Origin of the sequence: Burkholderia anthinoferrum (assembly GCF_002925705.1) — a bacterium.
In the GTDB taxonomy this organism is placed as follows: Bacteria; Pseudomonadota; Gammaproteobacteria; order Burkholderiales; family Burkholderiaceae; genus Burkholderia; species Burkholderia semiarida.
Map to the genome: position 1 here is coordinate 139,185 of NZ_LFZP01000008.1, position 10,333 is coordinate 149,517.

Annotated in this window: 6 protein-coding genes; all 6 read left to right on the forward strand. The window is 65.7% G+C overall.

The window, feature by feature from the left end:
* The first annotated feature begins 123 nt into the window (after positions 1-123).
* Positions 124-1,317 (forward strand): MFS transporter, encoded by a 1,194-nt coding sequence (locus tag C5F75_RS03690; protein ID WP_059575675.1) that lies wholly within the window; start codon positions 124-126, stop codon positions 1,315-1,317.
* Positions 1,318-1,414: 97 nt separating this feature from the next.
* Positions 1,415-1,969: a single-stranded DNA-binding protein gene (locus C5F75_RS03695; protein ID WP_059575676.1), complete on the forward strand. Its 555-nt coding sequence runs from the start codon at positions 1,415-1,417 to the stop codon at positions 1,967-1,969.
* Positions 1,970-2,472: 503 nt separating this feature from the next.
* Complete coding sequence (locus C5F75_RS03700; protein ID WP_104011883.1) at positions 2,473-4,248, forward strand: ShlB/FhaC/HecB family hemolysin secretion/activation protein; 1,776 nt, start codon at positions 2,473-2,475, stop codon at positions 4,246-4,248.
* A gap of 62 nt (positions 4,249-4,310) precedes the next feature.
* The gene (locus C5F75_RS03705; protein WP_104011884.1) at positions 4,311-7,763 is read left to right on the forward strand and encodes a two-partner secretion domain-containing protein; all 3,453 of its coding nucleotides are present in this window, start codon (positions 4,311-4,313) and stop codon (positions 7,761-7,763) included.
* A gap of 346 nt (positions 7,764-8,109) precedes the next feature.
* Entirely contained in the window at positions 8,110-8,874 is a 765-nt protein-coding gene (locus tag C5F75_RS03710) for a ParA family protein (RefSeq protein ID WP_059642606.1), read from the forward strand.
* A gap of 499 nt (positions 8,875-9,373) precedes the next feature.
* Positions 9,374-9,958 (forward strand): TIGR01841 family phasin, encoded by a 585-nt coding sequence (gene phaP / locus C5F75_RS03715; RefSeq protein ID WP_059575684.1) that lies wholly within the window; start codon positions 9,374-9,376, stop codon positions 9,956-9,958.
* Positions 9,959-10,333: the final 375 nt, after the last annotated feature.

Here is a 10,333-nt window from a genome sequence, read left to right on the forward strand (position 1 = left end):
GCGGCCCGCAGGCCATCCGCATCCGGCCCCGACGTGTCGCCCGAAAGGCCGCCAGGCCGCCGGCCCTGATCTTCCGCCGCCCGCTGCCGGGCGGACATTCCGATCATTCGAAATTCATTCCCGATGTCCAATCCGTCTGCCACGTCTTCCCGCATGACTGCGCCCGAACTGCGCGCGACCACGTCGCTCGCGGCGATCTTCGCGTTGCGCATGCTCGGCCTGTTCATGATCATGCCGGTGTTTTCGGTCTACGCGAAAACCATCCCGGGCGGCGACAACGTGCTGCTCGTCGGGATCGCGCTCGGGGCCTACGGCGTCACGCAGTCGCTGTTCTACATCTTCTACGGCTGGGCGTCCGACAAGTTCGGCCGCAAGCCGGTGATCGCCGCGGGCCTCGTGATCTTCGCGCTCGGCAGCTTCGTCGCCGCGTTCGCGCACGACATCACGTGGATCATCGTCGGCCGCGTGATCCAGGGCATGGGCGCCGTGTCGTCGGCGGTGCTCGCGTTCATCGCCGACCTGACCTCCGAGCAGAACCGCACGAAGGCGATGGCGATGGTCGGCGGCTCGATCGGCGTGTCGTTCGCGGTCGCGATCGTCGGCGCGCCGATCGTGTTCCACTGGGTCGGGATGAGCGGGCTGTTCGCGATCGTCGGCGTGCTGTCGATCCTCGCGATCGGCGTCGTGCTGTGGATCGTGCCCGATGCGGCGAAGCCCGTGCACGTGCCCGCGCCGTTCGCCGAGGTGCTGCACAACGTCGAGCTGCTGCGCCTGAACTTCGGCGTGCTGGTGCTGCATGCGACGCAGACGGCGCTGTTCCTCGTCGTGCCGCGCCTGCTGGTCGACGGCGGGCTGCCGGTCGCCGCGCACTGGAAGGTGTACCTGCCGGTGATGGGGCTCGCGTTCGTGATGATGGTGCCGGCGATCATCGTCGCGGAAAAACGGGGCAAGATGAAGCCGGTGCTGCTCGGCGGCATTCTGGCTATCCTGATCGGTCAATTGCTGCTGGGCAGCGCGCCGCATACCATCCTGATTGTGGCGGCGATTCTTTTCGTCTACTTCCTCGGGTTCAACATCCTGGAAGCGTCGCAGCCGTCGCTCGTGTCGAAGCTCGCGCCGGGTTCGCGCAAGGGCGCGGCCACGGGCGTCTACAACACCACGCAGTCGATCGGGCTCGCGCTCGGCGGCATCGTGGGCGGCTGGCTGCTGAAGCACGGCGGCGCGAACACCGTGTTCTACACGTGTTCGGGGCTCGTGGCCGCGTGGCTTATAATCGCGGCCAATATGAAAGCGCCGCCGCGCAAGGCCGGAACCTGATTGTCGGGTAGGCGCCGGCGGCGTTCGCCGGCTCCCCCGGCGGGCTGCTCCGACGGCTGTCGCGGGCGGCCCGGCATCGAATTTACTGGAGAAACACATGGCATCCGTCAACAAGGTCATCCTCGTCGGCAACCTCGGCGCCGATCCTGAAGTCCGTTACCTGCCGAGCGGCGACGCGGTTGCGAACATCCGCCTCGCGACGACCGACCGCTACAAGGACAAGGCAAGCGGCGATTTCAAGGAAATGACCGAGTGGCATCGCGTCGCGTTCTTCGGCCGTCTGGCGGAAATCGTCAGCGAATACCTGAAGAAGGGGTCGTCGGTCTATATCGAAGGCCGCATTCGCACGCGCAAGTGGCAGGGCCAGGACGGCCAGGACCGTTACTCGACCGAAATCGTCGCCGAACAGATGCAGATGCTCGGCGGCCGCGGCGGTTCGGGCGGCGGCGGTGGCGGCGGTGACGAAGGCGGTTATGGCGGCGGCTACGGCGGTGGCGGCGGCGGTCGCGGCGAGCAGATGGAGCGTGGCGGTGGCGGCGGCGGTCGTGCCGGCGGCGCGGCGCGCGGCGGTGCAAGTGGCGGCGGCCAGAGCCGTCCGAGCGCGCCGGCAGGCGGCGGCTTCGACGAGATGGACGACGATATTCCGTTCTGAGATCTCGCAACCAAACGCTGTAAAGATCGACCCCGCCTTTTGGCGGGTTTTTTTTTAGCCTTTTTAGCCCATGGCGGATCAAATCTGATTCGATTTTCTGCGGCGATTTTTATTTTGCTTCGGGAACATTCGCCCCGAATAGCGGCGGCAGGTAGCGCTTTCGCGCTGGGCCACGTCTCCGGCTGATCAATTGTCCGGACGGCCTGTACGCGGTCCGCATTCCTTCACTTTCGCATGCCCGATCGACGCTAGAGGACCTTGTTGCGCCAGTATCGTTAGGACACCGGCTGATTCCGACGGCCGGGGCGGACATGTCGGTGATGGAATCGGGCGGCGGCAGTCGACAAGAAAGCCGAATGATGTGCAGTTTTTTCGGGGAGTATTAGGAATTTATCGAAGGATTTCGTTTTTATAAAAATAAATCGTACTTGTATTATTTATCTTGATAGGACTGAAAATTATGATTCGGTAGCGAATGCAAATGGTGGTTTACCGAATTGATAATGGATCGTTACGGCCGAGGCTTCTGGTATTTTCTTGCGACCCGGCATCCAGGCGTCACGCATCATCGAGACGCACGGTCAGCGGCGGCGCGCGCGCCCGTTGCCGGCCTCGGCGGCGGTGTTCCATACGCGCTGGGCTGTTGCGCGGCGATGGGGCTGTTCCTGCCCGGTATCGCGTTTTCGCAGTTGCCGAACGCGGGCCAGTCGATGCGCGAAATCGAATCCGTGCGCCCGGCGCTCCCGGCCGCGTCCGCGCCCGAGTTGAGCATCGAGCGTACGGAGCAGGCCGCACCCGCGCCTGAGGGCGTCGATGCGGGGCCGCGCGTGACGGTCCGCGCGTTCGCGATCGGCGGCAACCGGGTGTTCACGTCGGCGCAGCTCGAGCCGCTCCTCCAGGACCTGACCGGGCGGGAGCTGAGTTTTGGCGAGCTGCAGGCGGCTGCGGCTCGCATCACTTCCTACTACCGCGAGCATGGCTACGTGCTCGCGCGCGCCTATCTGCCGCGTCAGGACATCGACGACGGCGTCGTCCGGATCGACGTGCTGGAAGGCCGCTACGATCGGATCGAACTCCATAACCGCTCGCGCGTGCTGGACGGCGTGGTGCGCCAGCCGCTGTCCGCGCTGCGTCCGGGCGAGGCGGTGCGCGGCGCCGATCTGGCGCGCAGCCTGCTGCTCGTCGGTGACCTGCCCGGCGTCGACGCCAAGGGCACGTTGCGCTCGGGGCGCACGCAGGGCTCGACCGATCTGGTGATCGACGCCGATCCCGGGCCGATCGCGACGGGAACGCTGGAGGCGGACAACTACGGCAACCTGTCGACGGGGCGCTACCGGCTTACCGGCAGCATCGCGGTCAATTCGCCGCTGCGCATCGGCGATCGGCTCACGTTGCGCGGCATGGGAAGCGACACGCTGCAGCGCTACTACAGCGCGTCGTACCAGTTGCCGGTCGGGCCGTGGTCGACGCGCGTCGGCGTCGGCTACTCGAATCTGCATTCGAAGGTCGGCGAAGGCTTCGAGGAACTCGATCTTCACAGCCGCGCCAACATCCAGAGCGCATTTGTCGTTCAGCCGCTGCTGCGCGGCCGCGCGTTCAACCTGAACGCGCAACTCCAATACGAGAACAAGAACCTTCACGACGACTATCGCGCGTTCCAGATACAGGACGACAAGAACGTCGGTCTATGGACTTTCACGCTGAGCGGCAACGGCGACGACGCATTGCTCGGCGGCGGCACCACCGCCTTCTCCGTTTCGGCCGGCGCGGGCCGCCTGCGCACGGCCGACGTGCTTGGCGCGCAGGGGTTCGTCAAGACGCGCGGCACCTTCAAGAAACTCGGCGTCAGCGTGATGCGCCTGCAGGCGCTCGGCTCGCGCTTCCAGTTCTACACACAGTTCAGCGGCCAACTGTCGTCGGGCAATCTCGACGCGTCCGAGCAGTTCAGCCTCGGCGGCCCTTACGGCGTGCGCGCCTACACGCTCGGCTCGGGCAGCGGCGATCAGGGGTGGCAGGCGAGCGCGGAATTGCGGTATGCGGTGGCGCCCGGCTGGCGGGTCAGCACGTTCGTCGACGCCGGCCGGGTCGGCATCAACAAGCATCGCGTGTTCAAGGACACCAACATCATCCGCATGCAGGCCGCGGGGTTCGGCGCGGGCTGGTACGGGAAGGGGCATCAAGTCACGGTGGCGGCCGCCTGGCCGTTCGCCTCAAGCGAAGGGCTGGCGTCGTCCGCCGGCTCGCCGCGAATCTGGTTTCAGGCGACTCAGTATTTCTGAGCGTCTGGACGAGCGCCTGCATGACGCAGGGTTTGGCAGTCAATACAACAAGGAAACCAAAGATGAACAAGGCTTATGCATTGGTCTGGAATCAAGCGAACGGATGCTGGAGCGTGGCGGGCGAGAACGCGCGTCGGCGCGGCAAGGCGGGCGGCCGCCGGGTAATCGCGGCGGCCGTGTCGCTGCTGGGCTTCGCGGCGTCGAGCGCATATGCGCTGCCCACGGGCGCCGAGATCGTGTCGGGCAAGGGCGACTTCGCGACGTCGGCCGACAACAAGACGATGTCGATCAACCAGCATACGGACAAGCTGATCACGAACTGGCAGGACTTCAGCGTCGCCGGCGGCGAGCGCGTGTCGTTCAATCAGCCGACGAACCAGTCGCTGGCGCTGAACCGGGTGGTCGGTGCGAACGGCAGCAACATCGAAGGCCGCATCGATGCGAACGGCAAGGTGTTCCTGGTGAACCCGAACGGGGTGCTGTTCGGATCGGGCGCGCAAGTGAACGTCGGTGGCCTCGTGGCGTCGACGCGCGACATCTCGGACAAGGATTTCCTGAACGGCAACTTCCGCTTCAACGGTAAGTCGGCAGGCCAGGTGGTGAACCAGGGCACGATCACGGCGGCGGACGGCGGCGGTGTCGCGCTGCTGGGCGCGCAGGTAACGAACAACGGCGTGATCCGGGCGCAGATGGGCACGGTCGCGCTGGGCGCGGGCAATGACGTGAAGGTGAACTTCGACGGCAGCAAGCTGCTGAGCCTCGAGGTGAACGGCGCGGCGGTGGACGCGCTGGTGAGCAACGGCGGCCTGCTGAAGGCCGACGGCGGCCAGGTGCTGATGTCGGCACGGTCGGCGAACAGCCTGCTGGGCACGGTGGTGAACAACAGCGGGACGATCGAGGCGAAGGGGCTGAACAACGTCGCGGGCCGGATCACGCTGGACGGTGGCGACGGCGCGGTGCACGTGGCCGGGACGCTGGACGCGAGCACGCTGGCGGGCGCGGAAGGTCACGGCGCCGTGGTGACGAAGGGTGCCGCGGTGCGCGTGGCGGACACGACGACGGTCGACACGCGCGGGCACGATGGTGTGGCGGGCAAGTGGACGATCGAGTCGGCGAATGCCGGCGTGGGTCGGAGCGCCGCGTCGCGCGCGCTCGTGATCGGCGGCCAGCAGGTCGGCGGTTCGGGCGGTTCGGATGCCGCGATCGGCGCGGATACGCTGGCGCGCAATCTCGGCACGACCAACGTCGAACTCGCTCGCACGACCGGCACGCTGAAGGTGGACGCGCCGGTTACCTGGAGCAGCGACAACGGGCTGACGCTGACGTCGCGTCAAGGCGACGTGGAACTGCACGGGCCGGTGACGGCGACGGGCGACGACGCGGGCGTCACGGTGAACGCGGCGAAGCAGATTCGCGTGAACGACAAGCTGACGCTCGATGGCCGCAACGCGAAGCTGGAACTGAATCCGGGTAGCGGTCTCGCGGTGAACGGCGACGGCGTCGTCACGCTGTCGGGTGCGAATGCGTCGTACCGTTCGAACGGCGACGCGTATCGCGTGATCAACAGCGTCGATCAACTGCGTTCGATCGACAACGACCTGTCGGGCCGCTACGTGCTCGGCAGCGCAATCGACGGCGGTGGCCGCCAGTTCCGGAGCATCGGCAACGACCGCACGTTCTTCGGCAAGTTCGACGGCCTGGGCAACACGATCAGCAACGTATCGGTGTACGGCACCGGCCCGTTCATCGGCCTGTTCTCGGTGAACGCCGGCTACATCGGCAACCTGAAGCTCGCGTCGGTGAACGTGACGGGCGCGCGATCGTACACGGGCAACGGGCCGGCGATGATCGGCAGCCTCGCGGGCGTGAATACGGACACCGGCGTCATCTCCAACGTGAAGGCGACGAACGTGGTCGTGAACGGCGGGACGTCGCGCATGCAGGTGCTGGGCGGTCTCGTCGGCACGAACCTGGGCGGCGACATCGATCGGTCGTCGGTCACCGGGCGCATTGCAGGCAGCTGGGCCACGTTGTCGATGGGCGGGCTCGTCGGCGAAAACTACACGATCCTGGGCCGTCCGGACAAGCTCGGCACGATCAGCAACAGCTCGGCCAATACGACCATTTCGGGCGGGATCGCGGATCAGAGCTGGTTCTACGGCGGCGTGGGCGGTCTGGCCGGCATCAACCGCGGCGGCGTGATCTCGAATTCGAGCAGCACGGGAAGCATCACGCTGGCGCAGACCAATGCGAAGGTGGGCGGTCTGGTCGGCGTGAACAGCGTGAACGGTGACGTCGGCACGGGTGCGATCCAGAATTCGTCGTCGAGCGTCAACGTTGCCGTCAGCGGCCGTAACAGCAGCATCGGTGGCCTGGTGGGCGACAACGACGTCGGCACGAGCATCGCGAACTCGTCGGCGAGCGGCACCGTTCGCGGCGCCGGTAATTCCGCGATCGGTGGTCTCATCGGCGTGAACCGCGGTTCGCTCGCGAATGTGTCGGCGAGCGGCGCGGTCAACGGCACCGCGTCCGGTTCCACGATCGGCGGCCTCATCGGCCGGCATCTTCTCGGCACGGTCGCCAATGGAACGGCGACGGGCAATGTCTCGGGCGTCGGCTCGGCCGCGATCGGCGGTCTCGTCGGCGTGAACGAAAGCGTCCTCACGAACGGGACGGCAACGGGCAACGTGACCGACAAGTCGGCTGCCCTTATCGGTGGCCTCGTGGGTCAAAACAAGGGGCAAATCACGGTGGGGATCGCCCGCGGCGACGTCACCAGCGGCGGAGCCAGCCATGTCGGTGGTCTGGTCGGCAATAACGACAAGGGCACGATTTCCGGTTCGGATGCGTACGGCCAGGTGACGGGCGGCGCTTTCAGCCTCGCGGGCGGCCTCGTCGGCATCAACGGCGGCACCATCGCAAATAGCAAGGCGTCAGGCAAGGTGGTGGCGGGCGCTTCCGCGAGCGTCGGCGGTCTGGTCGGCAAGAACGCGAACGGTGACATTTCGAATGGCAAGGCGAGCGGCATGGTGGAGGGCGGCAACTCCGCTTACGCCGGCGGCCTGGTCGGCCACAACGACGGTCGAGTGTCGAACTCGGAAGCGTCCGGCGCGGTGACTGCCGGCACGAGTAGCGCCGTAGGCGGTCTCGTCGGAATGGGCAATGTGGCGGGCAGCGTTGCGAATAGCAAGGCGACAGGCGACGTGACGGGCGGCGATTATGCGAGCGTCGGCGGTCTGGTCGGCACTAACGGCCAACTCGTGTCGAGCTCGGAATCGTCGGGTACGGTGAGCGGCGGTAGGGGTGCGCGTCTCGGCGGTCTCGTCGGCTATAACGTGGCCACGGTGAAGGGCTCGACGACGAGCAGCCGCATCAACTATGTGTCCGGGTATGACCAGGCTTACGGTGGTCTGGCGGGCTTGAACTACGGACATATCGAGTCGAGCGTGGCAACCGGCGCGGCAGCCGCGGTGCAACAGATCGGTGCTGGCCGTCGCGTCATCGCGTCCCGGTAAGCGCACCGGTCTCGATGCGGGGGGCGGGCTTTTCGCCAGCCACCCGCGAAGCTGACCGTCGCTTGTCGTAGTCACTGAAGGCGGGGCATCGGAGTGATCCGGTGCCCCGCCTTCGTCGTTCATCGGCGCGACTCAATCGGGCCGGCGTGGCCGCGTGCCCGCCCGTCTGTGTGGGTCGTTCAACCATCGGGGGCGGGTGGCAGCGGATGCGTCCGCGGCCGGCGCACGTCGATGCACGCAGGGGGCTTGGCGATTCGCCGCACCATCCCGATGCACGTCGCGATACGGCAGCCAACCTGTCTCGGGTATGCTGGTGTCTTCCGTTGGCTTCGATCGAGAGGGGACTATGCGGCGTGTCGTGTTCAACCAGAAGGGCGGCGTGGGCAAATCGACGATCGTCTGCAACCTGGCGGCGATCAGCGCGAGCGAAGGGTTGCGCACGCTCGTCATCGATCTCGATGCGCAGGCGAACTCGACGCGCTACCTGCTCGGCGACGCCGCGGCCGATGCGCAACCGGGCGTCGCCGGCTTCTTCGAAACCGCGCTGACCTTCAACTTCCGTCCGATCGACGTCGCGTCGTTCATCCACGCGACCCCGTTCGACGGGCTCGACGTGATGCCCGCGCATCCGGATCTCGACACGCTGCACGGCAAGCTCGAATCGCGCTACAAGATCTACAAGCTGCGCGACGCGCTGAACGAGCTCGACATGTACGACGCCGTATACATCGACACGCCGCCCGCGCTGAATTTCTATACGCGCTCGGCGCTGATCGCGGTCGAGCGCTGCCTGATCCCGTTCGACTGCGACGATTTCTCGCGCCGCGCGCTGTACACGCTGCTCGAGAACGTGAAGGAAATCCAGCAGGACCACAACGCGGCGCTCGAGGTGGAAGGGATTGTCATCAACCAGTTCCAGCCGCGCGCGAGCCTGCCGCAACGGCTGGTCGACGAGCTCGTCGACGAAGGGCTGCCGGTGCTCGCGTCGCGGCTGTCCGCATCGGTGAAGATCCGTGAGTCGCATCAGCAGTCGATGCCGGTGATCCATCTCGAGCCGACGCACAAGCTCGCGCAGGAGTTCCGCGCGCTGCATCGCGAACTGGCCGGCTGATTTGGCGCGTGACCGCATCGACCGAGGCCGCTTCGAGCGGCCTTTTTTTGTCGCGACCGGCATTTCGTCCGATTATTGATTTCGTCATTAATAATCAAGAAAACGATTTCACAAGAAATCCAGAAAAAATATGACATAAATGGTTGCTCCATTTTCAATGGTGCCCGGTTTTCTAATAAGCGGAATAATGAATTGGCAAATATTGCGCCACGTCACGATACGCTATGCTGCAAAAGGTAAAAATGCGTCGCCGGCCGGTGAGGGGCACTGTCTTGTCTGAGATTTCGGCGTGCCCGCAGCTTCGGCGGACGGTTCAAAGGGTAATAAGGGTTTACACCTATCATTAATGCCATTTAATTGACAATTAATCGATCTAGAATGACTTCCTTCTACCGCCCGTTCCCAAACAGGTGACGGGTTTCAATAAGGAAGCGGTTGTTTACCCGAGCTTCCATTTTTCTTTACGTCGTCTCTCGCATAGCCAACAGGAGCGTGCCCGATGTCCGTATTTGCCCCCGAAAAACTCACCGCCGATTATCAGTCCGGTATCGCCGCGTGGTTTGCAATCGCCCGTCCGGCGATCCACGGTTTCGAGGCTGTCGTCGAACTCAACCTGCAAGCGGCCCGGACGGCGCTCGAGGACTACGAGGACAAGCTGAAGAACGCGTTCACCGGCAGCAACCCGGCCGCGGGCTTCGCGCAGCAGGTCGCCGCGCCGCAGGAAGCGGCCGGCAAGGTCGCGTCGTACGGCCGGCATCTGTTCGAGATCGCGGTGTCGACGCAGTCCGAATGGGCGAAGGTCGCCCAGGCGCAGTACGAGCAGAACGACAAGCGCCTGAAGGACGTGCTCGGCGAGCTGTCGAAGCATGCGCCGGCCGGCTCGGCGCCGGTGGTGGCCGCGCTGAATTCGGCGCTGTCCGCGGCGAGCGCCGCGGCCGACTCCGTGCGTGAAGCCACGGGGCAGGCGATCGAAGCGGCGAAGAGCGGCTTCGACGTGGTCAGCGAAACGGCCACGCGCGGCGCGAAGCAGACGGCGGCCGCCGCACGCAAGGACGCAGCGGCTGCGCGCGAATCGGCTGCGTGACGGCGCGAACGGGCACGAACGGGCCCGAACGCGCATGAATGCGTGTCGCGTGCGGGCGCGACACGATTGATTGGCGCCGGCGCCGCGTGTGCCACGCGGGCCCGGCGAGCTTCGGTTCGCCGCAAGACGCCCGTGCACGGTTGCCCGTGCCACGGTGCGAACGGATGCCGCCCGCCCTATGGCGTACGGCGGCGTGTGGCCGCGATCGCGCCGGATGGCCCGACACGCGTCATCGCCGTGTACAGCCGCCTCGTGCGGGCGTCAGAACGACACACTGATTTCGATGCAGGAACTGAACATGACGGACGTAGTGATCGTATCGGCCGCGCGGACCGCGGTCGGCAAATTCGGCGGCTCGCTGGCGAAGGTGGCGGC

Bases quoted from the DNA above. Each gene is read 5' to 3' on its own strand.
- C5F75_RS03690 (WP_059575675.1), top strand. From the start codon at position 124: ATGTCCAATCCGTCTGCCACGTCTTCCCGCATGACTGCGCCCGAACTG.
- C5F75_RS03695 (WP_059575676.1), top strand. From the start codon at position 1,415: ATGGCATCCGTCAACAAGGTCATCCTCGTCGGCAACCTCGGCGCCGAT.
- C5F75_RS03700 (WP_104011883.1), top strand. From the start codon at position 2,473: ATGGATCGTTACGGCCGAGGCTTCTGGTATTTTCTTGCGACCCGGCAT.
- C5F75_RS03705 (WP_104011884.1), top strand. From the start codon at position 4,311: ATGAACAAGGCTTATGCATTGGTCTGGAATCAAGCGAACGGATGCTGG.
- C5F75_RS03710 (WP_059642606.1), top strand. From the start codon at position 8,110: ATGCGGCGTGTCGTGTTCAACCAGAAGGGCGGCGTGGGCAAATCGACG.
- phaP (WP_059575684.1), top strand. From the start codon at position 9,374: ATGTCCGTATTTGCCCCCGAAAAACTCACCGCCGATTATCAGTCCGGT.